A 23801-nucleotide genomic window follows, 5' to 3' on the forward strand; every position below is an offset into this window, starting at 1 on the left:
AGGCTTTAGATGCAGAAGAAAGATTGCACGTTTGCTTTAAAATGATCGCAAGCATGATGAGCGAAAAGCACTTTAAATGTGACTTGTTCCATTTTAGAGATTTGTTTAAGATAAGATATAACTCATTGAGATGTGTCATAGTATTCGTCGTTAGAAAACAATTATTGTGACATTATTTCAATGAGTTATCTATTTTTGTCGTGTACAGAGATATTTTTCAGTGTTCTTGCAATTTTGTTATAGTTGACCGACTGAGCGTTTAGACAGAGATGTCTTGCACTGTTTTGCACCATATTAACCAGAAGAACATAAAATAGAATGACTCGTGTTTTTTTAATGTTGGGGTTGGCATTTTTTCTATTGTGGTCGGGTTATCAAACCCGCCAACATCCTCAACTCAAGTTTAATTCGCTCACAGATCGTATCACCCACCCTCTTGATACACGGCTACGTTATCGTATTGCCGCAGTTGACCCACGTTTTAAACTCAGTGTTGAGCAGGTCGAGGCGATTAGCCAGCAAGCCACGCAGGTCTGGAAAGATGGCACTGGAAAGGATTATTTTGTTTATGACCCGAATGCACAGCTCGCGATTCATTTAATCTATGATGAACGGCAGTATGAAAGTGAGCAACGTCGGGAACATTTAAGCCGACTCGAAACCAATCAACAGCAATGGCTAAATAAAAAGAAGCAGCTTGACCAGATCGAACAGGAAGTCCTGCAAAATAAACAGATATTGGATCAAAAACAGCTACAACTGGACCAACAGATTCAATACTATAATCAGGAGCGACAGATTGCCCAACGTAGTCCCTCCTCTTCTGTCAATGCTGAATACTTCCAGCAACGGCAACAGCATCTACAGCAAAATGTTGAGCAACTACAGCAGGAAATTGGTCAATACAACCAAAAAATCAGTCAACTCAACCAGCAAATTGATGAACTGAATGCGCTTGACCAGCAATTAAATGCCTCTGTTAAGCAATATAAACAGCGTTTTCAGCCCCATTTATTTCATAAAGGTCTATTTAATGGCAAACAAATCCTGATCTATGAATTTGAATCGGAGGATGACCTACGCCTGACACTGGCACATGAACTGGGCCACGCGCTGGGTCTGCAACATACTGATGATCCCCATGCACTGATGCATCCAGTCATGAAAGATCAGGATATTGCCCACTTTCGTTTAACCCAAGCAGACCGCGACCTACTGCTGGCAAGATAATTACCGCATAGTCCGACTCTGTTAAAGATGGAAATTGTAATGGTCAAGTAAAATCAGACACAGGCATATTCAAAATCACTCATTTTTTGTTCAAATAAATTGGGGGACAAATAATTGAGTGTGGAATGTAATCGCACCTGATTATAAAACCTCGCAATATAGTGCGTAATGTCGTAACAAAGCCCCTTATGGCTCATACTGCACTCAATCCTATATCTATTGAGTAAATCCTGATATTGTGTCGAGCACTACTGTGAGCCTCTGTCCGTGTGCATAATCAAGCCTTTAGGCGGTTGTCGTGTCGCAATCGCATGTTGTAACGCTGCACACACCAAATCCGCAGTCATGCGATTTGACATACTGTAACCCACAATCTTGCGTGAATATAAGTCGATTACCGCTGCAAGTAAAACACACCCACGATCCAAAATCCCTCATGTATCCACGTATCAAGGATACAGGATGCCAGAGACTTTCAGTTAACCGACACCGATCTGGAATTATTGGGTTTGTTACGATAAGCATGGGTTAAACGCATCATGGATTTCCAAAATGATGTTTTTGAACAAGATAACAAGAATCGTTCGATTCTTTTGATTTATTCATGTTATTGTGTCGATAAAACATCATTTTAGTCTTAAGCGGAGATCAACATGAGTTATTATCATATCCTGATTGAGATGAACGATCACATCAGTACGATTGAGCAGACTCGTGATATTGAAATCCTGGATATTCAGGATATTAGCCCTTATCTTCACTCTATTTTAATCCCTTATTTCAATGAGCAGGAAATCGAGCTTGAGGACGAAAACGTTGCTTATGACGAAATCCTGCATCTGGAAGTGAAACAGACCCTTTTACCGATTGAACACTTGATTGAGGAAGAACAAAAACAGTTGCCAAGTGACACTGATGTGACCATCACGGCCTATGAAATTTTTAATGACCGTGATTTAAGTCAGGATGTGACCGCGGTGATTTTTGATATTCTGGAAGCGGTTAAACTGGACGATGCGCCATAAGTAAAAAAGGTCTGCATTTTGCAGACCTTTTTTGATGAACACATTATTATTGCATCATCTGCTTGGCTTGTTCCTGACGGAACGCCCGTAAAATCTGCTGCCCTGCCCGACCTGTTGGTTTTAAACCCAAACGGGTTTGTTCCTGCTGAATCGCCTGACGGCTTTTATCACCAATCAAACCATCTACGGCCCCAATGTCATAGCCCCGCTGAATCAGGAACTGCTGGATTTCACGACGTTCTGCACGTGAGGTACCAGCATCATCTGTTGGCCAGGCAGTTAAAAAAGGTGTTCCACCCCTTAAACGGTCGGATAGATGCGCAATTGCCAGTCCATAGCTTTCCGCTGCGTTATAGCTATAAATCGCATCAAAGTTTTTAAATACCAAAAATGCTGGGCCATTGGCACCTGCGGGTGTAATCAGCCCCGCTGGTGTGCTGCCTGACAAATTACCCTGAATCAATGCCGTACCATCCGTACGGGTTACGCCCTGCGCAATCCAGCTATTCAGTGACCTTTTATTACGACGGCTTTCGCCTGCAATTGACACACCTTGTGGAATTTTGACTTCAAAGCCCCATGGCATGCCAGTTTGCCACCCTGCCCGTTTTAGGAAATTGGCAGTTGAAGCGAGAGCATCTGTGGTGCTTGAAACCAAATCACGGCGGCCATCCCCATCAAAGTCCACCGCCAGACGCTCATAGGTGGATGGCATGAATTGGGTATGACCAAAAGCACCTGCCCAGGAACCATAGAGTTGATCCTGAGTTAAATCACCGCGTTGTAAAATCCGCATGGTGGCGAAGAACTCGCCACGGAAATAACTTTGGCGGCGGCCCTCACAGCTCAGTGTCCCCAAAGCCTGCAATAAAGGATATTTACCTGAAATGTCCCCGTAATTACTTTCCACACCCCACACTGCCACCACCGTTTCAGCAGGAACACCATAGGTCTGTTCCACACGGTTCAGTACCACACGATGCTGGGCCAGTTTTTGCTGCCCAGCCTGCACACGCTCGTTATCCACAAGCCCAGACAGATAATCCCAGATCGGGGTCGAAAACTCAGGCTGATAATTTAATTTATCAATGACTGAATAATCAGGGCTTAAATTTTGTGTATAGCGATCATAGGTTGAGCCAGAAACACCTGAAGCAATTGCCTGGGAGCGTAAATTTGCCAGACAGCCCTGAAAACTGGAAGTTGACATATAGCTGCCTGTTACAGGTGCCGTCGTTGTAGCGGTGTTGCTTGCCACCTTTGCACCATTAATAATGAGTTCTGCGTGTGCTTGATTAAAGAAAGCAAATAAGGCAGTGCCTATAAATAAAAAAAAATGATGTTTCATGTCTTAACCAGAGTTTTTAAATTTAAATTTCTTGTTCACCTTAACATGCAACTGCACCATGTTCCGTTTGCAATCGTAACTTTGAATTCATTTATTGTTTTTTAAATTTAAAACCTGCAATCATTTTTGAATTTAAAAATAATTCCTATATTTTGAATTCAAATTTCACCCTGTACTTTAAATTCAAAAACACAAAATAAATTTATCCACAATCCAGACTAATCATTTAACTTAAAATAAAAGCACCATCATGATTTTAAATTTAAAAACTGACACATATTTTGAATTTAAACTGCAAATGATCCATTTACGTCGTTTTAAATTCAAAATTGCAAAACCAAGTTATCCACAAGCTTAATATTTTGCATCCATTTCAGGTTTTGAATTTAAAACTTTAAATTTAAACATCAGCCAATAAAAAAGCGACCCGAAGATCGCTTTTTTATCTATTGTGGATAAGTTTAGAGGTTCATATCCGTTGTTAATGCCAATGGCACAGGTAAAATCTGAGCTAATTGGCGGCATAACACGGTCAATTCATCACTATTGTTTGGCATCAAAGTAATATGACCAAGCTTACGGCCAGCACGTTCAGACTTATTATAAAGATGTAAATGCGCGCCTTTGAGTGCTAAAACATCTTCTGATTTAGGGTGTTGACCAATGATATTGATCATCACTGTTGGACGCACAACATCGGTTGCTCCAAGCGGCAAGCCTGCTACTGCACGAATATGATTTTCAAACTGTGAGCAAATTGCGCCCTCAATCGACCAGTGACCCGAGTTATGCACACGACATGCCATTTCATTGGCATAAAGCCCTTGTTCAGTCACGAATAATTCAAGCGTCAGCACACCCACATAATTAAGATGATTCAACAACCGGGTAATATAGTCTTGTGCAACTGGTTGTAAATCTGTGCTATTTGGTGCAGGAACAATCGAGTGAGAGAGAATACCATTGTGATGATGGTTTTCGGCGAGTGCCCAAGTTTTGACATCACCATCTTGACCACGTACCGCAATAATCGACACTTCACGACTGAATTTCACAAAGCTTTCTGCAATCAAGCTTTTTGCAGGCCCTAATTCAGCCCAAGCCGTATCAATTTGATCCTCTGAACGTAATACAAACTGACCTTTACCATCGTAGCCGCCTGTTACGGTTTTTAATACGATAGGTAAGCCTAATTCCGTCACCGCTTGTTTTAAGCTGTCCAAGCTATCCACAGCACGATACGGCGCAACTGGAATACCAAGTTCGTCAAACAAACTTTTTTCTGCCAAGCGATTTTGTGCCGTCGCCAAGGCAAGGCCAGGAGGGTGCAGTGTCTTAGTTTGGGTCAAAACATCTACATCAGCAACAGGCGTATTTTCAAATTCAAGGCTGAATACATCGGCACTTGCAATAAAATCCTGCAAACCTTGTTGATCTTTACTGGAAAAAACTGGACCTAAAATTGCAGCAGGACAATCTTTTTCTGCTTCGAAAAAGCTACATTGAATATTGAGTGGTAAAGCTGCTTGCGCCATCATGCGGCCAAGCTGTCCACCACCAAAAATACCGATGGTTTTATTCATGATTGGCCCCGTTATACTTGACCAGGAATGTTATTGTTCGATACTTTTTCCGTTTGAGCTGTGCGGAAATCAGCTACATTTTTAGCAATATCTGGGCGGGTTAAACCTAGAATTTGCGCTGCAAGAATTGCCGCATTGGTTGCACCAGCCTGACCAATAGCCAAAGTACCTACCGCAATACCCGCTGGCATTTGTACAATCGAAAGCAATGAATCCACGCCATTTAAAATTGAAGATTTAACAGGCACGCCAAGCACAGGCAAATCAGTTTTAGCAGCACACATCCCAGGCAAATGTGCAGCGCCACCAGCACCCGCAATAATTACCTGAATACCACGATCGCGTGCTGTTTCAGCATATTCAAATAAACGATCTGGCGTACGGTGCGCAGAAACCACCTCAGCTTCAAAAGAAACACCCAATTGTTTGAGCATGTTAGCGGTATGTTCAAGGGTTGCCCAATCTGATTGAGAACCCATGATAATTCCGACTAAAGGTTGGCTATCTGTTGCGACCGCATTCATTGGCTTTTCCAAAACATGATAAAAATAGGAAAATGTCTCGACTCACGCCAAGCACAAAGGAATAAACTGGCAAATATTATAGCGGTTTTTTCAGGCATCCCCAAATAAAGAACATCTGGGCAGTATCCGAAAAATTAGCTTTGGTTACGAAACACAAAATAGACACAGCCCATCAAACAAAACATCGCCCAGACATAATCCAGTTTAAAAGGCTGCTTAAACAGGAAAATCATAAAGGGCACAAATACAATCAGCGTGACCACTTCCTGTGTAATTTTCATTTCCCCCAGACTCCAGCCATGCTGACTTAACAGTTTGGTTGCAGGAATCATAAAACTGTATTCCAGCAGGGCAATACACCAACTAAACAGGATCGCTTGCCAAAGCGGGGCATCGTGTAAAATTTTAAGATGCCCATACCATGCCAAAGTCATAAAACAGTTGGAAATGATCAATAGGCATAACGCCAGCAGAGGGAAGCTCAACATAATGTCCTTTGTAAAATAATATTTTAAAAATAATGGAATTTTATCATTCCTCAACGTCATTATAAGTAAAGAACAACAACGAATTTTGACTATCTTTTCCATAGCAGCCTTGCTATCTTTTGAGGCAAATTTTTAACTGCATAACACACGTTGATTGCGTGATTGGATAGAAGAGAGAAGCACGATGCATCTGCATATTTTGGGTATTTGTGGCACATTTATGGGGTCTTTAGCTCTATTGGCACGAGATTTGGGACACAAAGTCACAGGTTCAGATGCCAATGTTTATCCACCAATGTCAACTCAACTGGAAAATGCAGGCATTGAACTGATGCAGGGCTATGATCGTAGCCATTTACAACCGCATCCCGATCTTGTCATCGTCGGCAATGCCATGAAACGTGGTATTGATGCGATTGAATATATGCTAAACGAGGGTTTGCCTTATATTTCTGGTCCACAGTTTTTGGCAGATCATGTCTTGCAGGGCAAGCATGTACTCGGTGTGGCGGGGACACATGGTAAAACCACAACCACGACCATGCTGGCTTGGGTGCTGGATCAGGCAGGTTTAAATCCTGGTTTCCTGATCGGTGGCGTACCATTGGGTTTTAGCGAAAGCGCACGTTTAGGTGGTGGCAAATACTTCTGTGTTGAAGCCGATGAGTACGACTCTGCTTTCTTCGATAAGCGTTCCAAGTTTGTGCATTACCACCCTAAAACGGCGATTTTAAACAACCTTGAATTTGACCATGCCGATATTTTTGATGATCTGGCTGCCATTCAAAAACAGTTCCACCATTTAGTGCGTACCATTCCAAGTGAGGGTCGTATTATTGCCCCGATTACTGAAAGCAATATTGATGAAGTACTAGCACAGGGCTGCTGGACACCTGTCATTCGTACCAGTCTTGAAGCAAATGACCAAGCCGCTTTATCTGCTGAATTGATCAGTGCCGATGGCAGCCATTTTAACGTGCTTGAACACGGCAAAGTAATTGGCGAAGTGAAATGGAATATGACAGGACAGCATAGTGTTGCAAATGCCTTAGCCACCATTGCCGCTGCTCAGCATGTGGGTGTAACCATTGAACAGGCTTGTAAAGCCCTATCTAACTTCGGTGGAGTAAAACGCCGTATGGAGCTATTGGGAACGGTGCGTGGCATCGAAGTCTATGATGACTTTGCCCATCACCCAACGGCGATTGAAACCACACTGGACGGCGCACGTAAGCGTTTAGGCGAGCGTAAACTTTGGGCGATCATTGAGCCACGCTCCAACACCATGCGTATGGGCAGCCACAAAGATGGGTTGGCGCATTCTGCCCGTTTAGCCGATGAAGTGATCTGGTATCAACCAGAGGGCTTGGACTGGGATTTACAACCTGTGATTGCCGCATCCTCAAACAAGGCCGAAGTCAGCCGTTCTTTGGATGAGATCATTGCCCGTGTGGTGAATGAAGCAGGCGAGGGCGATGCTGTTGTGATCATGTCCAATGGTGGTTTTGGTGGTTTACACCAAAAATTGATTACGGCTTTGTCTTAGTAAATACAGGTATTGCACGGCCTCATTTATTAGGAAAAAACCTATACCTTTTGTATAGGCATATCTCACTTTTCAGGGATGAAAAGTAAGCAAAAATCCTTTGTTTAGCAGAGGGTACATCCATGTGACCCCTGCCAAACAGGCGGCATCCATGCCGCCGTCACTATAGTAAATATCAGCAAAAAATTAATTTAACCTAAGTTCGACAAAAAACATGCTACTCGGAAATGTCATCCACAATCTGCGGGGTATAAAAAAGATACCGTTTTTGCAATTAATTCATTTATTGAAAGAAGTGGTCAGGTTTTGTGGATGACAATGGTTTTGCCTACTTTTGCCGAAACAAAAGTAGGTCGAACTGAAAGTTTATCCTGAAATAAGATGAGAACTCGGCAAGACTCCACAGTAATCTTTAACTCAATTTATTCACCAGTTTTAAAGGCAAAATCTTCATGGCTATCCCCATTGGCAACCACGGCCACTGTGGTACATACGCTTTTACAGGGGCTTTCTCAATCGCTTTCACCAAAGCCTTGCAACCCGTTTTCTCATCCACCTCAAATGGTAGCTTTTTCGCACCCTCATTCATTTCCGTACGAATATAGCCTGGAAAAATCGTGGATACCTTGATTGGCGTATTCAACAGCTCCGCACGAATGCCCTCTGCCAAGTGTGCAACCGCCGCCTTACTGGCGGCATAAGTCGATAAATGCTTCGGTAAACCACGCATTGCACTCATCGAGGAAATCACCACCAAATGCCCTTTATTCTGCGCCCTAAAGATTTCAACGGCCGCCTCACACTGTGCCAAGGCAGAGATAAAATTGGTTTCCGCTGTTGCTCGGTTCACTTCAAAATTGCCCTTACCAATACGGCGGCCATCGCCCACACCCGCATTGACAATAATACGGTCAATCGTCCCAAATTCTTGCTGAAAGGCTTTAAACACCGTAAACACATCATCATAATGCGTCACATCCAGTACCTTGATGTTGACCTGAATTGCAAACTGGGTTTGCAACTGTTGTTGTAAGGATTCCAAGCGATCTAAACGGCGTGCACACAATGCCAAATTGTAGCCTTTGGCTGCAAACTCGCGCGCCATACCTGCACCCAAACCTGAACTTGCACCTGTAATTAAAATCGTCTTTGCCATGTCTGCCACCTATTGTTTTTTTAAATCCATGTTAAAAGTTCAGCATCATGTGCTTTTAAGTAGTGATGCTCATTAAAACTGAGTAACTGCAAACGCCCATCCACCCAACGCAGCGTGGTGATACTGGCATTGGTGATGGACCAGTTCAGTGCAAAAATCTGTTTGGCATGCAAACCCAAAACCTTGCCAACCGCCACAGAAATCACGCCGCCTGAACTAAATACCACGGCTTGACGCTGTTGTGTCGCATCAAGATGCTCACACAGGGTTTGCAAAGCAGTTTCTACACGCGATTGAAAGCCTAACCAAGTCTCATGATATTCATGGTCATATTGCGCTCCAATCCAGCGGTCAATCGCACCATCAAAAATTTTGCCCAGATAGGCACGAGGATTGGCAACCAGTTCAACATCCTGTTTCAGCAATTCAGGTTGATTAAACCGTGGTTCGTATTGGGAAAACACATGCTGGTGATCAAACTCATTCCATGCCGATTCGGTTTGAATCGGTGCATCATGGAAACTTTTCGACAAGGCCCACTGTGCGGTTTGTTGATGACGCTGCATTGAACCCGCAACCACCAGTGGGGGATGTTTCAGGGTTTGCTTAAAAAAATCACCCACCACCTGTGCCTGCTGTTCACCTTTGGCCGAAAGCTGGTCATAACTTGCCGCACCAAATGAGGCTTGCCCATGTCGCACCAGATAAATTGTGCTCATCGTTTTAAAATATCCTGTAATTTCGCTCCATATTCAGGAATTAACTGCTGTGCTTCAGCATTGTTTTGTGCAATTAATTTAAGTGCCCGAATATGTAAGGCATGAATCATGATCCAGAAATCCTTAAAGGCTGGATTATCGGTTTGCTGATGGTAATAACGATAATAAATCTGTTGAGCAATCACCGCCAAACGGAACAAACCAAATACTTCATAAAATGCCCAATTGGCAGGTTGCAAACCAGTTTTTTCCAAGTAGTAGTCTACCACCTGTTGACGTGTCAGCATGCCTAGTAGATTGGTCGGTTGACGACGACTAGACTTCATCAAAGCATCGTCATCTTCTTGAATCCAGTAGGCGAGAGCACTGCCTAAATCCATCAGCGGATCACCAATAGTCGCCATTTCCCAGTCCAGTACTCCGATCACTGTAGTTGGTTGTTGTGGATCTAAAATGACATTATCAAAACGCCAATCATTATGAATGACACAAGTTTTAGAATCCGCTGGAATATGTTGCTGTAGCCATTCCCGCACAAAGCTAAAATCAGGTACATTTGGCGTAAGCGCTTTACTATAACGCGCATCCCACCCCTCCACCTGACGGCGGCAGTAACCATCGCCCTTGCCCAGTTTTTCCAGCTCAGTACCCTGATACGGCACTTGATGCAACTCAATCAGCTTATCCAGCACATTCAAACACAACTGTTGAACTTGTGACTGATCCAATTGTAATTCTTTAGGTAGATTGGCACGTGGAATAATACCCTCAATCCGTTTCATCACATAGAAATCACAGCCAATTACACTATCATCCTGACACAATGCAATCATTTCAGGCAGGACAGGGTAGAACGGTGCAAGATGCTTCTGCACATTGTATTCACGCGCCATATCATGCGCTGATTTGGCTTTGGTGCCTTTCGGTGGACGGCGTAAAATTAGATCTGCATTGTCGTATTGCAAACGATAGGTCCAATTCGAAGCACCTCCTGAGTATTGAGTGACTTGTGCTTGACCTTGCAGTTGAACACCCTGATCCTTTAACCACTTTTCAACAGCGGAAATATCCAATTCTTCACCGTGACGAACCTGACCGCCGATATCAATCATTGTCATTTTTTTATCCTTATTAACGACCATAGCCACGTTTTTTCAATTCTAATTTAGCAATCATGCCTTTATGCACTTCATCAGGTCCATCAGCCAAACGTAAACTACGTGCTTGATTGAAAAATGCTGTCAGCGGAGTATCGCGTGATACACCTTCTCCGCCGTGAATCTGGATCGCCATATCAACGACGTTTTGCAATACAGTCGGTGCAACGACTTTGATTGCAGAAATTTCGGTGAGTGCTGCCATATTGCCTAAGGTATCCATCTTATAAGCGGCGTACAGGGTCAATAAGCGAGCTTGATCGATCTGCACACGGGCTTCCGCGACACGTTCTAAATTGCCGCCAAGTTTAAGAATTTCTTTACCAAATGCCTTGCGTGACATGCCACGATCAATCATGAGTTCTAACGCTTTTTCCGCTGCACCTATACAACGCATACAGTGATGAATACGACCAGGCCCTAAGCGTCCTTGAGCAATTTCGAATCCTTGACCTGCACCACCAATAAAATTGCTCACAGGTACGCGCACATTGTCAAAACTGACCTGTCCATGTCCATGCGGTGCATCGTAATCACCAAACACAGGCAACATTCGTTCAATGCTCACGCCTTGCGTGTCGATCGGTACCAATACCATTGAGTGTTGATGATGACGATCTTTGTTGGAGTCTGGCGTATAAGCCATAAAAATAATGATTTTAGCATTAGGATCACCCAAGCCAGATGACCACCATTTACGCCCATTCAGAACAATTTCATCGCCATCAACCACTGCCGTGGCCTGCATATTGGTGGCATCACTGGAAGCCACGGCGGGTTCCGTCATACAGAACACTGAACGGATTTCACCAGCAAGCAGCGGTTGTAGCCATTGTCGTTTTTGCTCATCGCTACCATAGCGCCATAACACTTCCATATTGCCACTATCAGGTGCATTACAGTTAAATACTGTCGGAGCAAGTAAACTACGTCCCGTCAATTCAGCAATATGTGCATATTCCTGTACCGATAAACCTGCACCCAGTTCAGCATCAGGCAAGAACATATTCCATAAGCCTGCTGCTTTGGCTTTGGTTTTGAGTTGTTCGAGTTGAGCTGGCCACTGCCATTTAGTCCAGTCACCATCGACATTGAGTTGATGCACTTCATCCCAAAATGCTTTTTCAATGGGTTCTATTTCTTGTTGAATAAAAGCTTGCGTTCGTGTAATAAAATCCTGCGCACGTTCAGATAATGCAAACATCATCATTTCCCTTAAAGTAAAAATTTGGCGAAGCTTGATTCGCTGCTTTACATCACCATAAGCGAAAATTTATTATGAATGAAATGATTTTATTTTATGCAAAACTATGAATCAGATTCATAATACCAACCCACTGGAAGTGGCTCACTTTCATCGTATTGATATCAATCTGTATCCTCTTTTTATTGCGATTTTTGAACAAAAAAGTATTTCTAAGGCAGCTCAACTTCTTTGTATTAGTCAATCTGCGGTCAGTCATGCTTTACAACGTTTGCGTCAGCAACTTAAAGATGAATTATTTGTGCGCAGTGGGCAAAAAATGCTTCCCACACCTTTTGCCGAACAAATTTATCAGCCGATTCAAACGGCGTTATCAACGATTCAAAATATTGCGATTCCACAACACGACTTTGATCCTGTCATGCTACAAAGCTTGAAAATCGCAATTCATGATGAAATTGAACCGATTATTTTTCCTCAACTGGTGCATCATTTCGCCCAACTCAATCTCAATATTCAGTTTTTGAGTTCCAAACTTGATCGAAAGAATATGCTGGCTGATCTTTCAGCTCAACAAATTGATTTTGTGATTGATCTGGTGCAACCGTATCAAGCCAATTTACAGTTTGAAAACTTAATTGACGATTATTTTGTGGTGTGTACACAGCAAATGCAGATGGATTTAACACACTATCTCTCCGCACCACATATCGGTGTATCATCAAGGCGCACAGGCTTATTGCTTGAAGATATTTATCTCAACCGCCAACAATTGTCCCGTCAAATTTTCCTGCGTTGCCAGCACTATGCAACCGCCTTGCAGGTACTGGCGCAATATCCAAATGCCATCCTGACCATTCCACAAAGTATCCTTAAACATCTGCATTATGCAGAAAATTTAAATATTCATCCGCTACCCATCGAATTACCTAAAATTAAGATGGGCATGTATTGGCATGACACAGTTCGGCACAATCCTCGCCATCAATTTTTACGCAACGAAATCCTAAAGATTTTTAATCACAATTTATTTGATGAAGATTTGCACATTGTTTAAAAGTGTGTAATTCTATAGCTATATTTGGATGTCATCATCCATAACAGAATTTGACAAGGGGAGTAGCCTCCTCCAAACTTAGGTAGTGTAGTTTAAATACTTAGGTGTCAGAGCTTCGTCATTACACTTTGCAAAAAGTCGGACTCTGAGCATCATCCTTTATGATGATGTAGGCAAGACCTTGATCATGTTGAAACAGATGTTTTATTTCATTCATCTGGCAACTGGTCAGGGTTTTTTTATGTCCATTTGCCAGATAAGGAGTTGTGATGGAAACTATCGGCAATCTATGGCTGTATGTGGTGTTCTTCGGCATTGTGGCGGTCATGCTACTGGTCGATTTTTTAGGCTTTAAACAAAAACAGGGTCAGGATGTTCCGATCAGGCAGGCTGCCTACTGGAGTGCGGCCTGGGTCACTGTGGCGGTGCTGTTTGGTGGAGGTTTGTGGCTCTATCTACAGCAAACAGTAGGGCTCACCCTTGCGAATCAAAAAACCATGGAATACTTCGCAGGTTATCTACTGGAAAAATCACTGGCGATTGACAACGTCTTCGTCTGGCTGATGATCTTCGCCGCATTTGCCATTCCACCTGCACTGCAACGTAAAATCTTACTCTATGGCGTATTAGGTGCAATCGTATTAAGAACCATCTTTATTTTTATCGGTGCATGGTTCGTTCAAGAGTTTTCATGGGTTCTTTACATCTTCGGTGCGTTCTTGGTCTATACAGGTTTCAAATTCCTAAAAGGACAAGACGAAGAAACCAATATCGAAGATATCAAAACTTTAAAATGGTTACGTAAACATATGCGGATTACCCCACAGCTTGAGGGTGAAAAATTCTTTGTTCGCCGTGATGGTTTGTTGTGGGCGACACCATTATTTTTAGTTCTGATTTTGGTTGAAGGTTCCGATGTGATCTTTGCAGTGGATTCCATCCCTGCAATCTTTGCCGTCACCAGTGACCCGTTCATTGTCCTGACTGCAAACCTGATGGCAATTCTAGGCCTACGTGCCATGTTCTTCCTGCTGGCTGGTGCCGCAACCAAACTGCATTACCTACCATATGGACTGGGCATCATCTTATTGTTTATTGGTACGAAAATGTTATTGCTGGATGTGTTCCACATGCCAATCTGGATTTCATTGGGCTTTATTGTGCTGGTGCTCAGTATCACCGCTTATCTATCATTACGTCATAATAAAAAGCAGTTGCAATCTTAATCATTTGAATTCAGGCATTTGATCAATTCAGGTGCCTGAATAGTTAAATCATAAAAATAGACTGTACATTAAAAAACAGATCAATATCATATGGCGGCTTAAAGCTTTTATCTTTCCTAATCAGAAACATAATACGGCAGTTTTGGTTCTGGACGTTACCTCGGCCCACAGTATTATCAGGGCAATCGGGAAATATCCTTTCGCGGCAATACCCTACGTCCGCGCAGCAACCTTAGTGTCGGGCAGCCCATGATCTCAACAACGTCAAAAAGTTACTCTGCCTCCTCACCTGTTCGTGGTGGTTTTGGCCGTGGTGGTTCTTCGTTTGGTGGCTGATCAGGAAAACTGAAATTTTGTATGAAAAGAAAAATCCTCGCACCGCGTACCGACTGGCAGCTTGAGCACCAAAAGATTGGGGCAATCTGGAATACCTGATGGATACCGCTTATCAGGCGCAACTACAGGTCTCTGAACTGTCGATGGAGAATATTGGCTGGGATGGGCAGGGTTTTGTTGACCTGAACAATCGCCCGATTCATAACCTGTTTAAGCTTTACCCGTGGGAATGGATCTGGGAAAGCCTTGGTATTCCAGTAATACATATGTATTTTTCTCAAAGGGTATAATTATTGCTGACAATTTACCCATTTCCGCCCAAAAATAAAGTGAATTGATTCAATTCATTACTCACATTTACATACGTTTTAATGGCCTAAATTAGGCGAATAATCCAGTAAGCTGAATAAAATCGGGTACAATCGACGAAAAACATTGTAGGTTGTTATGACTTTGACTACTCCCATCACGGTCGTTCGTGGTCGCTTCCTGGATATCCAAAAAACTGTTTCCCAGGCACAAGATATTATTGATCAGGTTCGTTATATCGAAGATGGTTTGCTAATCGCTGAACAAGGTCAAATTCTCTGGTTTGGCACTTGGAATGATGCCCAGCCCCATCTTCCTGCCAATGTCGAAGTTCAGCATTATCCTGAACAATTGATCATTCCAGGCATGATCGACACCCATATCCATTTCCCACAAACTGAAATGGTCGGGGCCTATGGTGAACAGCTGTTAAGCTGGCTCAACACCTACACCTTTCCCACCGAAATCCAGTTCAAGGACAAAGCCTATGCACAACAGATTGCAAAGTTCTTTGTAGAGGAACTGCTTAAAAATGGTACAACAACTGCACTGGTGTTCTGTACCGTGCATCCTGAATCGGTGGATGCCTTGTTTGAAGCCGCAGCACAGCAGCAGATGCGCTTAATTGCGGGCAAGGTGATGATGGATCGTCATGCACCAGAAGCACTGTGTGACACTGCCGAGAGTGCCTATAACGACTCCAAAGCATTGATTGAAAAATGGCATGGTCAGGGACGTGCCTTATATGCCATTACCCCACGTTTTGCACCAACCTCTACACCTGAACAACTTGAAAGAGCAAGGCAACTCAAAGCTGAATATCCTGATGTTTATGTACATACTCATCTAAGCGAAAATAAAGATGAAATTGCATGGGTTAAAGATTTATTCCCAGCACAAAAGGGTTATTTAGATGTTTATCATCATTATGGTTTAACAGGAAACCGTTCGGTGTTTGCACATTGTGTGCATCTGGAAGATCAAGAATGGCAATGTATGCATGACACCGACTCCGCCATTGCATTCTGTCCAACCTCAAACCTGTTTTTGGGCAGTGGCTTGTTTCCATTGAAAAAAACATGGCAACAGCAAGTTAAAGTCGGTCTCGGGACCGACATTGGGGCAGGGACCTCGTTTAGCTTGTTGCAGACCGTCAATGAGGCCTACAAGGTACAACAGTTGCAAGGTGACAAATTGTCCGCGTTTGAATCGCTGTACCATGCAACACTGGGCGGTGCAAAAGCCCTCGACTTGGATGACAAACTCGGTAACTTTAATGTGGGTAAGGAAGCTGATTTTGTGGTGTTAAATCTCAAGCCAACCGCATTGCAGCAACTGCGCCAGTCACGTTCAAAGTCAATCGAGGATAGCCTATTTGCCTTGTTTACCATGGGCGATGACCGAAATATTGAGGTAACCTATATCTATGGACAAAAAGCCTATAGCCAAAGCTAAAGTTTTGAATAAACGAAAAATTGGGTGGATTTTATTGGTAAGCTGCTGTGCTGCACTACTGAGACGTGACAGTCATCAGCCGAAAAAGGATACATTTTTTGCACCATCAAAAGGTGCATGAACGGTGATTTTGTTTTAAAATTCGCATATTCGCTCAAGATTTCGAGGTGTTGCAGGTCAACACCTTTTTTATTTCCCATTTTTTACGTTTTAGGAATCTGCCAATGACCATTGCAATGCGCATTATGATTTCCAGTGAAGAGATTCAAGCCAAAGTGAAACAACTCGGTGAAAAAATCAATGCACACTATGCTCAAAGTGACAAGGAACTGGTATTGATTGGTTTACTGCGTGGTTCAGTCATTTTTATGGCAGATTTGTGCCGTGCCATTGAAAAGCCGCATGAACTCGATTTTATGACCGTTTCAAGCTATGGCGGTGGCACTGTTTCAACCCGTGATGTCAAAATTCTGAAAGACTTGGATGGTGAGATTCATGGTAAAGATGTGCTGGTAGTTGAGGATATTATTGATTCGGGCAATACCTTGAGCAAAGTGGTTGAGATGCTTAAAACCCGTAATCCAAACTCAATTGAACTGTGTACGCTGGTAAGCAAGCCATCACGCCGTGAGATTGACCTGGTAGTGAAGTTTTTAGGCTTTGAGGTTGAGGACCGTTTTATTGTGGGTTATGGCCTCGACTTTGACCAGAAATACCGTCACTTGCCATTTATTGGTGAGATTGGTCTTTAAATCCATATTCCTGTGCGCGGCCAAAGGCCGTGCTCTACTCAGGGGCTGCAAAGCTCCTTTTTTTATATCGCCCCATTAATCAAACACTGCTAAAGACTGCACAAAAATACGACATAAGTGGGCAATCCACTACAGACAAAAGCTGCTCTAATCAAGCAGGATAATTATGAATACCGTTGTTAAAACAAGGAGAAAAGACAATGTGGTCTCTAATTGTGGCGATTGTAGTGGGTTTCTTTGCGGGTTTGATTGCCCGTGCGTTGCACCCTGGAGATGACAAGGCAGGCTTTATTGTAACCACCCTGCTGGGTATCGCAGGTTCGTTGCTGGCAACCTACGGTGGCCGTTTGCTGGGCCTATACGGCGAAAATTCGGCGGCAGGATTTATTGCCTCTGTGATTGGTGCAGTGATTGTTCTGTTTATTTACAATCTGGTCAGCAAAAAAGCCTAAACCGTTTGAATACTCCCAATTCATGGTGTAATGGTTTGGGAGTTGTTTATTTATAAGCCCAGTTCTTTCCAGATCAACTGAATTTCCTCGGCACTCCGTACACCCGTCATTTTAAAACCCGTCTCAAAAATCAGGGTAGGGGTGCCCTCAACGCCCAGTTTACGTCCCAGTGCCAGATTACGCTCAATCGGGTTGGCACAGGTTTTTTCTTTAGGCTGTGCATTCTTCTGCAATAAGTTTTTCCACGCGTAAGCTTGGTTAGGATCACACCAAATCGATTTTGAAACCGTAATTGATTGTGCTTTTAATGGATAGATAAACGTATAAATGGTGACATCATTGAGCTTATCCAGTTCAGCTTCTAATTTCTTACAATAGGGGCAATTCGGATCTGAAAAAATAGCGAGCTGCTGTTTGCCATTGCCCTTTACCGTTTTTATTGCATCTTTTAAAGGTAATTGTTTCCAGTCAATTGAATTTTGCTTTAGAACCAAGTCCTTGGTCAGATTCTTTTGATCTTTTAAACGAACCATCGAACCAATAAACATATGTTGGGCATTTTCATCCAAATAAATAATCTGATTATCTAAATTGGCACTGTATAGTCCTGTCATTTCTGTTGCTTGAATATTACTAACATGAATATTGGGATATTGCTGATTTAAATTATTTTTTAAGGTTTCTACATTTGCAAAAATCATCGCAGACGCACAACTCAATAATGAAAATAAAGCAATTCTTTTCAACATGTCTCATACTCAACTCAAAATTAGCGCTATTCTAATCAAGCTTATCCTCATAAATTGCACAGCTTACTCAGTCACAACCAAAATCTAACCTGTGTCAAAAAGTTCCACGTGGAACATTCATTCTAAAATCATAGATTTTCATATTCAAAGACCCAGTTGTATCTGTGTTCAACGTGAAACACTTCCGTTGATTCTCAAAGAAACTCCTTAATACACATTCCAGTTTGGTAATAAACTAACAATAAATATCACAACATGTTGACATATAAATTTGACATCCTCCCCGACCTAAAGGAGGGGGATTCCTACTGCTAGATGGCAATGTCCTGCCACGAAACAGATACTATAGTTCTCTGCTTCTTATTCCAATGTAGTCCTACCTTTCGGATTGCAAAGAGCGCACGGATTACAATGGGGAAAACTGTTTTTTTCGTGTTGTATCAGTCTGCTGACTAAAAATATACAACATAATTATCATAGCACATGGATTACTAGATCCAAATGTTTTTAGCAATCCTAGCTAATCCCCACAAGGGGGACTAGCGGATTGCAGCCTTATATCCTCGGGCTAAACCCCGAGGTTTTACGGCTATTCGGATAAAACCAGAATAAGGTAGATCATCGCATTAAATTTTGGAATAATTCCACCACAAGCGTTCATTGGGTCATATCCAGATTCACAATGATGCTTAAAATTCGTTTTGATAAAAACTATTTTCAAGGAATCTAATTAGGTAAAATTAAGGGTAATCTGCTAGTCTAGAGCCAATAAAATAGGTTCAAATTACTTTCCAATACAGAATGAACCAAAAATCTTTCCGAGTAAATCATCAGCACTGAAATCACCAGTGATTTCGCCCAACGCATTTTGAGCCAGTCGCAATGATTCTGCGACCAATTCACCTGCATTAAACACAACTAACTGCTCACGTGCTTCTGCAAGATAGCGCTGAGTACGCTTCATTGCATCTAAATGACGTGTTCGGGCGATAAAGGTGTCTTCTTCAGGCTGGAAGCCCGCATGCGCTGTAATCGCCTCTATGAGTGCCTGAACCCCCATATCTTGTTTTGCGGAGACACTGATATGACGGAAGCCTTGATAATCACGTAATGTGGCATCTTGCCCCGTTAAATCGCATTTATTGCCAATCAATAGCAAACGTTTTGGCTCAAGATGCTCTGAAAAATATTCATGCGCTAATTGCAATGGCTCATCACCTTGATTCAAGTCATACACCAACAGCAATAAATCCGCCTGTTCAATTTCCTTGATCGCACGACGAATCCCTTCCTGCTCGACAATATCGCCCGTTTCACGTAAACCAGCAGTGTCAGTTAGGGTGATCGGCAAACCATTCAAACTGATCTTTTCATGCAGCACATCTCGGGTGGTGCCTGCAATATCCGTCACAATAGCACGTTCATGGCCCGCCAGTGCGTTTAACAGGCTCGATTTACCCGCATTTGGTTTACCCGCAATTACCACCTGTAAACCTTCACGTAATAGCTGTCCTTGACGAGCAGACTGCTGTACCGCTTGAACTGAGTCCTGTACCTCATCCAACAAAGCCAAAATCTTGCCATCAGCAAGGAAATCAATTTCTTCTTCAGAGAAATCAATCGCAGCTTCAACATGCAAACGTAAGTGAATGAGTTTTTCTAAAACTGTATTAATTTTGGTTGAGAATACACCTTGCAAAGAGCGAACGGCAGAACGTGCTGCCGCCTGTGAAGTGGCATCAATCAAATCGGCAATTGCTTCTGCTTGTACTAAATCCATTTTGCCATTTTCAAAGGCACGCATAGAAAACTCACCCGCTTTTGCAGCACTCGCGCCCAGATCGAGCAAACGTGCCAGCAAAGCATTTTGGATAACAGGGCCACCATGCCCCTGTAATTCCACCACATCTTCGCCCGTAAACGAATGAGGGTTTGGAAAACACAACACAATCCCCTCATCCATCACTGAGCCATCGGCATCACAAAACTGACGGAAACCTGCCATACGTGGAGCAGGTAATTGTTTATGGGTCAACTGTTCTGCAATCGCATAAGCTTTTGGTCCAGAAAGTCGAATCACGCCCACACCACCACGACCTAATGGGGTAGCTATCGCAGCAATTGTGGTTTGATGTTGCATGTTAAATTCACCTAAAAAACACAAGGGTTATGAAACAGGAACCCTAAATACAGATAAAGAAAAATCCGCCCAAGATTACCATCTTAAGCGGATTTATTCAGTAAAAGTTCGGACTTAAGCGCTCGGCTCAACCTTGTTGAGACGGTCTTTTTCGACGCTTTTGTTAATAAACCATTGTTGCAAAATGGTAATACTATTGTTGACGATCCAGTAAAGCACTAAGCCCGCAGGGAAGAACAACATGAATACCGTAAACATGATTGGCATGATACGGAATACTTTTGCCTGCATTGGATCCGTTGGTTGTGGGTTAAGCATCTGCTGAACATACATGGTGACACCCATGATCAACGGCAAGATAAACCATGGATCCATCGCAGATAAATCTTGAATCCAACCTAACCACGGTGCATGACGCAGTTCAACCGATTCCATCAATACCCAATACAAGGCTAGGAAAATTGGCATTTGCAATAGCAATGGCAAGCAACCAGACAGAGGGTTAACCTGTTCACGCTTATAGAGCGCCATCATTTCTTGTGAGAAACGCATGCGGTCTTCACCAAATTCTTCTTTCATGCGTTGCATTTCTGGTGCAATCACACGCATTTTCGCCATCGAACGATAACTTTTTGAAGAAAGTGGCCATAAAATCAACTTCACCAAGATCGTCAATAAGATAATTGACCAGCCCCAGTTACCAATAATGTTATGGAAGAATTGCAAGCCCAAGAACAATAATTTCGCAATTGGCCATAACCAACCGTAATCAACAGTTTGGTTTAAACCAGCAGCCAAGTCTTTGAGTTCAGATTGGATTTTTGGACCTGAATACAGTTTAGCATCCACTTCCATTGAAGTACCTGCAGGTACATTGATCACTGGAGAGGTGAAGCCTATGATATTCATGCCGTCCGTAGACTGACGTGACTCTAATTTTGCATTATATGGCTGACCATCGGCCTGAGTGAGTTTTAAATTCCCAGGAATCCATGCGCTCACAAAATAATGCTGAACCATGGCAACCCAGCCGCCTTTGGCTTCAACATTTAATTTTTCGTCATTAAAATTGGCAAATTTTAACTTATTATATGGCTCTTCAGGTGTACCCCATGCTCCACCTAGATAGGTACCTAGTGTGAAAATACCTTGAGAAGACTTCCCTGGATCATCAGAATTATCACGTTTCAGCTGACCAAACATTTGACCTTGCCAGTTTTGCTGGCTACGGTTAACAACTTGATGTTTAACAGTAATTGGGTAATCACCTTGCGTGAAAGTGAACGATTTAATCACTTCCACACCTTCAGGTGTTTTAAATACCAACGGCACAGTCAATACTTGATGTGTTTTACCATCTTTCGACGCTACACTTTTCGCATCTGCCAAGGTGTATGCTGTTTTCTCAACATCATACATTGGACGACCGCCACGGCTGCTATCTGGTCCATTTAAACCAATTAACCCCGATTGAGCGACGTAGGTACGTTTCGCATCGCTTTCCAGCATGACAAACGGTTTATCGCTGTCTTTGCTTTCATCATGGCTTAACAATTCAATACGGACAATATCACCACCTTTTGGATTGATCCACAGATGATAAAGATCAGTTTGTACTGAAATCAGTTGCTGACTCACAGATGTATTATGTTCTGTGGTTTGTGATGCAGTCACATTTGCTTGTGGCAAGTCTGAAGCCGCTGTTGCATTTTGAGCGTTTGGCAAATCTGCAGATACTTCATGTGCAGTCACAGCAGCCGCTTGTTGTTGCGGTGCTGGTGCAGCATGACCATAATCTTTTTGCCAAGCCAAAATAAGCAAATATGCGGTAACAAACATGGCTCCAAGAATTGCAAATCTGGCCCATTGTTGCATATCTATAATCCCAAATGGTTAGAGAGATTTTGCTTGAATAAACGATCACGAAAGGGTACAGCAACGTGATGCATTTGAGAATCTATTTGATGAAACGAAATAAAACGAAGTGCTTTGCGTGGTACTGGATCGTAGCCTGAGCCGCCCCAAGGATGACAACGGCAAATTCGTTTAGTCGATAACCAGACACCTTTGACCGCACCGTGTGTTTGCAATGCTTCAATCGCATATTGCGAGCAGGTAGGAATATAGCGACAACGAGGACCCAATAATGGACTAATAGCAATCTGGTAACATCTTATCAACCAATGTAGTAATTGTACCATTGGAGATCTCTAATTTTGTGAAGATGTTATAACAGCTTTTGAATGCTTTTTTGCTAAGCGTTGTAATTTTTGCCAAGCAAACTCTAATTGTTGATGTAATTCTTGATTTGCGATTGCTTCTATACCAACTTTAGGCATTACCACAATATCGATATCAGCATTAAATTGCACTTTGTGTAAGCGAAAGCTCTCCCGAGCAAGACGTTTTATTCGATTTCGTTCATGAGCACGACGTACTTTCTTTTTAGCAACGACAATACCCAAACGGCTATTTGGCTGTTCGGTTAATTTTGCTAAAAAAAGGAAATGGGGCTGGTGCACTTTAAAAAGTGCACCATCAAACACACTTTTATAATCTGCAGCACAACGAATACGAGATTCAATGCCGAAACTGTAAAGTGCCATCACCCAAATCTGGTCAGCTTAACAGTATTAAACAGTTAAGCTATGACGACCTTTTGCACGACGACGAGCTAAAACTTGACGACCTGCTTTAGTAGCCATACGAGCGCGGAAACCATGAACGCGTTTACGCTTTAATTCAGATGGTTGGAAAGTACGTTTCATATCGAAACTCCCAAAATGATCTTTCTATAAAGGTCCGCGATTTTATTGTGCAATGTTTACGCTGTCAATGGAAAATCAAAAACTTTACATTTTGTTTGTTCTGTTTTGAAGCAATAAACCTGCATGCAGTTACATGCTTTTATTGAAAACAAAAAATATACACAAGCTATCTGGTTAAATTATATCAGCATTCGTTTATTTTCCCAGTTTACAAACAGGTTTATCAACAACCCGCTTTCTAATTTAAATTTAATTCTTGGATTTTGAATTTAAATTTCGATATGCTCAGTTATCCACAAAACAGGTAAACCTTATAAGTAAATTCAAATTTTAAAATTTAAATTTATTCTTATTAGTGTCGATTTATTCTGTGGAAAGTGGTGTTTTTTTTTGAATAAACATAAATTTATGCTGTGGATAAGCATGTTTTTATCAATAATATAGTTTGTGGATAACTTTGAGCTTAAAATTATCCACAGCTTGTGCAAAAAGTTATACACATGCGGTTTTGAATTTAAATTTATAAACAAATGCTGTCTTTTTCAGCGAAAGTCTCATAAATTGTCCTGACAGATGT

22 protein-coding genes and 4 pseudogenes are annotated in these 23801 nt (G+C 42.3%); 10 read left to right on the plus strand and 16 right to left on the minus strand.

Annotated elements, in window-relative coordinates; translation table 11 throughout:
- Nucleotides 1-139 (minus strand): annotated as a pseudogene (locus F972_RS15960) (IS4 family transposase); the annotation flags it as partial.
- A 179-nt stretch (nucleotides 140-318) separates the two neighbouring features.
- Here F972_RS15960 and F972_RS13925 point away from each other — a divergent pair.
- Nucleotides 319-1230, plus strand: coding sequence for a matrixin family metalloprotease (locus F972_RS13925; RefSeq protein ID WP_004683861.1), 912 nt, complete (start codon nucleotides 319-321; stop codon nucleotides 1228-1230).
- 53 nt (nucleotides 1231-1283) lie between these two features.
- Here the strand turns inward: F972_RS13925 and F972_RS16360 are convergent.
- Nucleotides 1284-1649: pseudogene (locus tag F972_RS16360) on the minus strand (DDE-type integrase/transposase/recombinase); the annotation flags it as partial.
- 234 nt (nucleotides 1650-1883) lie between these two features.
- Between F972_RS16360 and F972_RS13935 the strand changes: the two are divergent.
- Nucleotides 1884-2255, plus strand: a complete 372-nt coding sequence (locus tag F972_RS13935; RefSeq protein ID WP_004683862.1) for a hypothetical protein — start codon at nucleotides 1884-1886, stop codon at nucleotides 2253-2255.
- A 46-nt stretch (nucleotides 2256-2301) separates the two neighbouring features.
- Here F972_RS13935 and F972_RS13940 read toward each other — a convergent pair whose 3' ends face one another.
- From F972_RS13940 to F972_RS13955, 4 genes are all read right to left on the minus strand, one after another.
- A complete protein-coding gene (locus tag F972_RS13940; RefSeq protein WP_004683863.1) occupies nucleotides 2302-3603 on the minus strand; it encodes a lytic murein transglycosylase in 1302 nt (433 codons plus the stop codon).
- A gap of 461 nt (nucleotides 3604-4064) precedes the next feature.
- Complete coding sequence (locus F972_RS13945; RefSeq protein ID WP_004683865.1) at nucleotides 4065-5186, minus strand: 5-(carboxyamino)imidazole ribonucleotide synthase; 1122 nt, start codon at nucleotides 5184-5186, stop codon at nucleotides 4065-4067.
- An 11-nt stretch (nucleotides 5187-5197) separates the two neighbouring features.
- Nucleotides 5198-5710, minus strand: a complete 513-nt coding sequence (gene purE / locus F972_RS13950; protein WP_004675406.1) for a 5-(carboxyamino)imidazole ribonucleotide mutase — start codon at nucleotides 5708-5710, stop codon at nucleotides 5198-5200.
- A gap of 134 nt (nucleotides 5711-5844) precedes the next feature.
- Nucleotides 5845-6198, minus strand: coding sequence for a DMT family protein (locus F972_RS13955; RefSeq protein ID WP_004760281.1), 354 nt, complete (start codon nucleotides 6196-6198; stop codon nucleotides 5845-5847).
- A gap of 184 nt (nucleotides 6199-6382) precedes the next feature.
- Between F972_RS13955 and mpl the strand changes: the two genes are divergently transcribed.
- Complete coding sequence (mpl, locus tag F972_RS13960; protein WP_004683869.1) at nucleotides 6383-7744, plus strand: UDP-N-acetylmuramate:L-alanyl-gamma-D-glutamyl-meso-diaminopimelate ligase; 1362 nt, start codon at nucleotides 6383-6385, stop codon at nucleotides 7742-7744.
- Nucleotides 7745-8156: 412 nt separating this feature from the next.
- Here mpl and F972_RS13965 read toward each other — a convergent pair whose 3' ends face one another.
- The 4 genes from F972_RS13965 to F972_RS13980 are packed head-to-tail and all read right to left on the minus strand — an operon-like array spanning nucleotide 8157 to nucleotide 11980.
- Nucleotides 8157-8900 carry an SDR family oxidoreductase gene (locus F972_RS13965; protein ID WP_004770009.1) on the minus strand — a complete coding sequence of 248 codons (744 nt, stop codon included), beginning with the start codon at nucleotides 8898-8900 and terminating at the stop codon, nucleotides 8157-8159.
- A 20-nt stretch (nucleotides 8901-8920) separates the two neighbouring features.
- Nucleotides 8921-9619, minus strand: coding sequence for a histidine phosphatase family protein (locus F972_RS13970; RefSeq protein WP_004770010.1), 699 nt, complete (start codon nucleotides 9617-9619; stop codon nucleotides 8921-8923).
- Entirely contained in the window at nucleotides 9616-10737 is a 1122-nt protein-coding gene (locus F972_RS13975) for a phosphotransferase family protein (protein ID WP_004770011.1), read from the minus strand. Before F972_RS13975 ends, F972_RS13970 begins: the two co-directional genes overlap by 4 nt.
- A 13-nt stretch (nucleotides 10738-10750) precedes the next feature.
- The gene (locus tag F972_RS13980) at nucleotides 10751-11980 is read right to left on the minus strand and encodes an acyl-CoA dehydrogenase family protein (RefSeq protein ID WP_004770013.1); all 1230 of its coding nucleotides are present in this window, start codon (nucleotides 11978-11980) and stop codon (nucleotides 10751-10753) included.
- Nucleotides 11981-12086: 106 nt separating this feature from the next.
- Between F972_RS13980 and F972_RS13985 the strand changes: the two genes are divergently transcribed.
- From F972_RS13985 to F972_RS14015, 7 genes and pseudogenes are all read left to right on the plus strand, one after another.
- Nucleotides 12087-13037, plus strand: a complete 951-nt coding sequence (locus tag F972_RS13985) for a LysR family transcriptional regulator (RefSeq protein ID WP_004683877.1) — start codon at nucleotides 12087-12089, stop codon at nucleotides 13035-13037.
- A gap of 269 nt (nucleotides 13038-13306) precedes the next feature.
- Nucleotides 13307-14263, plus strand: a complete 957-nt coding sequence (locus F972_RS13990) for a TerC family protein (protein WP_004683878.1) — start codon at nucleotides 13307-13309, stop codon at nucleotides 14261-14263.
- A gap of 138 nt (nucleotides 14264-14401) precedes the next feature.
- Nucleotides 14402-14599: pseudogene (locus F972_RS15600) on the plus strand (hypothetical protein); the annotation flags it as partial.
- Nucleotides 14600-14670: 71 nt separating this feature from the next.
- Nucleotides 14671-14865 (plus strand): annotated as a pseudogene (locus tag F972_RS13995) (glutathionylspermidine synthase family protein); the annotation flags it as partial.
- Nucleotides 14866-15046: 181 nt separating this feature from the next.
- Nucleotides 15047-16363: a guanine deaminase gene (gene guaD / locus F972_RS14000; protein ID WP_004683880.1), complete on the plus strand. Its 1317-nt coding sequence runs from the start codon at nucleotides 15047-15049 to the stop codon at nucleotides 16361-16363.
- Between the two features lie 224 nt (nucleotides 16364-16587).
- Nucleotides 16588-17115 (plus strand): hypoxanthine phosphoribosyltransferase, encoded by a 528-nt coding sequence (gene hpt, locus F972_RS14010; protein WP_004683883.1) that lies wholly within the window; start codon nucleotides 16588-16590, stop codon nucleotides 17113-17115.
- Between the two features lie 200 nt (nucleotides 17116-17315).
- Nucleotides 17316-17567, plus strand: a complete 252-nt coding sequence (locus F972_RS14015) for a GlsB/YeaQ/YmgE family stress response membrane protein (RefSeq protein WP_004683884.1) — start codon at nucleotides 17316-17318, stop codon at nucleotides 17565-17567.
- Between the two features lie 50 nt (nucleotides 17568-17617).
- Here the strand turns inward: F972_RS14015 and F972_RS14020 are convergent, their stop codons facing one another.
- The 6 genes from F972_RS14020 to rpmH form a co-directional block, all read right to left on the minus strand.
- The gene (locus F972_RS14020) at nucleotides 17618-18316 is read right to left on the minus strand and encodes a DsbC family protein (protein WP_004683885.1); all 699 of its coding nucleotides are present in this window, start codon (nucleotides 18314-18316) and stop codon (nucleotides 17618-17620) included.
- A gap of 784 nt (nucleotides 18317-19100) precedes the next feature.
- Nucleotides 19101-20456 (minus strand): tRNA uridine-5-carboxymethylaminomethyl(34) synthesis GTPase MnmE, encoded by a 1356-nt coding sequence (gene mnmE / locus F972_RS14025; RefSeq protein ID WP_004770016.1) that lies wholly within the window; start codon nucleotides 20454-20456, stop codon nucleotides 19101-19103.
- Between the two features lie 114 nt (nucleotides 20457-20570).
- The gene (gene yidC, locus F972_RS14030) at nucleotides 20571-22331 is read right to left on the minus strand and encodes a membrane protein insertase YidC (protein ID WP_004683887.1); all 1761 of its coding nucleotides are present in this window, start codon (nucleotides 22329-22331) and stop codon (nucleotides 20571-20573) included.
- A 2-nt stretch (nucleotides 22332-22333) separates the two neighbouring features.
- Nucleotides 22334-22657, minus strand: a complete 324-nt coding sequence (gene yidD, locus F972_RS14035) for a membrane protein insertion efficiency factor YidD (protein WP_004675433.1) — start codon at nucleotides 22655-22657, stop codon at nucleotides 22334-22336.
- Nucleotides 22658-22666: 9 nt separating this feature from the next.
- A complete protein-coding gene (gene rnpA / locus F972_RS14040; protein ID WP_004675434.1) occupies nucleotides 22667-23062 on the minus strand; it encodes a ribonuclease P protein component in 396 nt (131 codons plus the stop codon).
- Between the two features lie 27 nt (nucleotides 23063-23089).
- On the minus strand, nucleotides 23090-23224 hold the full coding sequence (gene rpmH, locus F972_RS14045; RefSeq protein ID WP_000831329.1) for a 50S ribosomal protein L34: 135 nt from the start codon (nucleotides 23222-23224) through the stop codon (nucleotides 23090-23092).
- Between the last annotated feature and the right edge of the window lie 577 nt (nucleotides 23225-23801).

It is taken from the genome of Acinetobacter sp. CIP 102529, assembly GCF_000368325.1.
Lineage (GTDB): Bacteria > Pseudomonadota > Gammaproteobacteria > Pseudomonadales > Moraxellaceae > Acinetobacter > Acinetobacter parvus.

Coding starts and splice junctions, on each gene's coding strand:
- F972_RS13925 (WP_004683861.1), top strand. CDS start 319: ATGACTCGTGTTTTTTTAATGTTGGGGTTGGCATTTTTTCTATTGTGG.
- F972_RS13935 (WP_004683862.1), top strand. CDS start 1,884: ATGAGTTATTATCATATCCTGATTGAGATGAACGATCACATCAGTACG.
- F972_RS13940 (WP_004683863.1), bottom strand. CDS start 3,603: ATGAAACATCATTTTTTTTTATTTATAGGCACTGCCTTATTTGCTTTC.
- F972_RS13945 (WP_004683865.1), bottom strand. CDS start 5,186: ATGAATAAAACCATCGGTATTTTTGGTGGTGGACAGCTTGGCCGCATG.
- purE (WP_004675406.1), bottom strand. CDS start 5,710: ATGAATGCGGTCGCAACAGATAGCCAACCTTTAGTCGGAATTATCATG.
- F972_RS13955 (WP_004760281.1), bottom strand. CDS start 6,198: ATGTTGAGCTTCCCTCTGCTGGCGTTATGCCTATTGATCATTTCCAAC.
- mpl (WP_004683869.1), top strand. CDS start 6,383: ATGCATCTGCATATTTTGGGTATTTGTGGCACATTTATGGGGTCTTTA.
- F972_RS13965 (WP_004770009.1), bottom strand. CDS start 8,900: ATGGCAAAGACGATTTTAATTACAGGTGCAAGTTCAGGTTTGGGTGCA.
- F972_RS13970 (WP_004770010.1), bottom strand. CDS start 9,619: ATGAGCACAATTTATCTGGTGCGACATGGGCAAGCCTCATTTGGTGCG.
- F972_RS13975 (WP_004770011.1), bottom strand. CDS start 10,737: ATGACAATGATTGATATCGGCGGTCAGGTTCGTCACGGTGAAGAATTG.
- F972_RS13980 (WP_004770013.1), bottom strand. CDS start 11,980: ATGTTTGCATTATCTGAACGTGCGCAGGATTTTATTACACGAACGCAA.
- F972_RS13985 (WP_004683877.1), top strand. CDS start 12,087: ATGAATCAGATTCATAATACCAACCCACTGGAAGTGGCTCACTTTCAT.
- F972_RS13990 (WP_004683878.1), top strand. CDS start 13,307: ATGGAAACTATCGGCAATCTATGGCTGTATGTGGTGTTCTTCGGCATT.
- guaD (WP_004683880.1), top strand. CDS start 15,047: ATGACTTTGACTACTCCCATCACGGTCGTTCGTGGTCGCTTCCTGGAT.
- hpt (WP_004683883.1), top strand. CDS start 16,588: ATGACCATTGCAATGCGCATTATGATTTCCAGTGAAGAGATTCAAGCC.
- F972_RS14015 (WP_004683884.1), top strand. CDS start 17,316: ATGTGGTCTCTAATTGTGGCGATTGTAGTGGGTTTCTTTGCGGGTTTG.
- F972_RS14020 (WP_004683885.1), bottom strand. CDS start 18,316: ATGTTGAAAAGAATTGCTTTATTTTCATTATTGAGTTGTGCGTCTGCG.
- mnmE (WP_004770016.1), bottom strand. CDS start 20,456: ATGCAACATCAAACCACAATTGCTGCGATAGCTACCCCATTAGGTCGT.
- yidC (WP_004683887.1), bottom strand. CDS start 22,331: ATGCAACAATGGGCCAGATTTGCAATTCTTGGAGCCATGTTTGTTACC.
- yidD (WP_004675433.1), bottom strand. CDS start 22,657: ATGGTACAATTACTACATTGGTTGATAAGATGTTACCAGATTGCTATT.
- rnpA (WP_004675434.1), bottom strand. CDS start 23,062: ATGGCACTTTACAGTTTCGGCATTGAATCTCGTATTCGTTGTGCTGCA.
- rpmH (WP_000831329.1), bottom strand. CDS start 23,224: ATGAAACGTACTTTCCAACCATCTGAATTAAAGCGTAAACGCGTTCAT.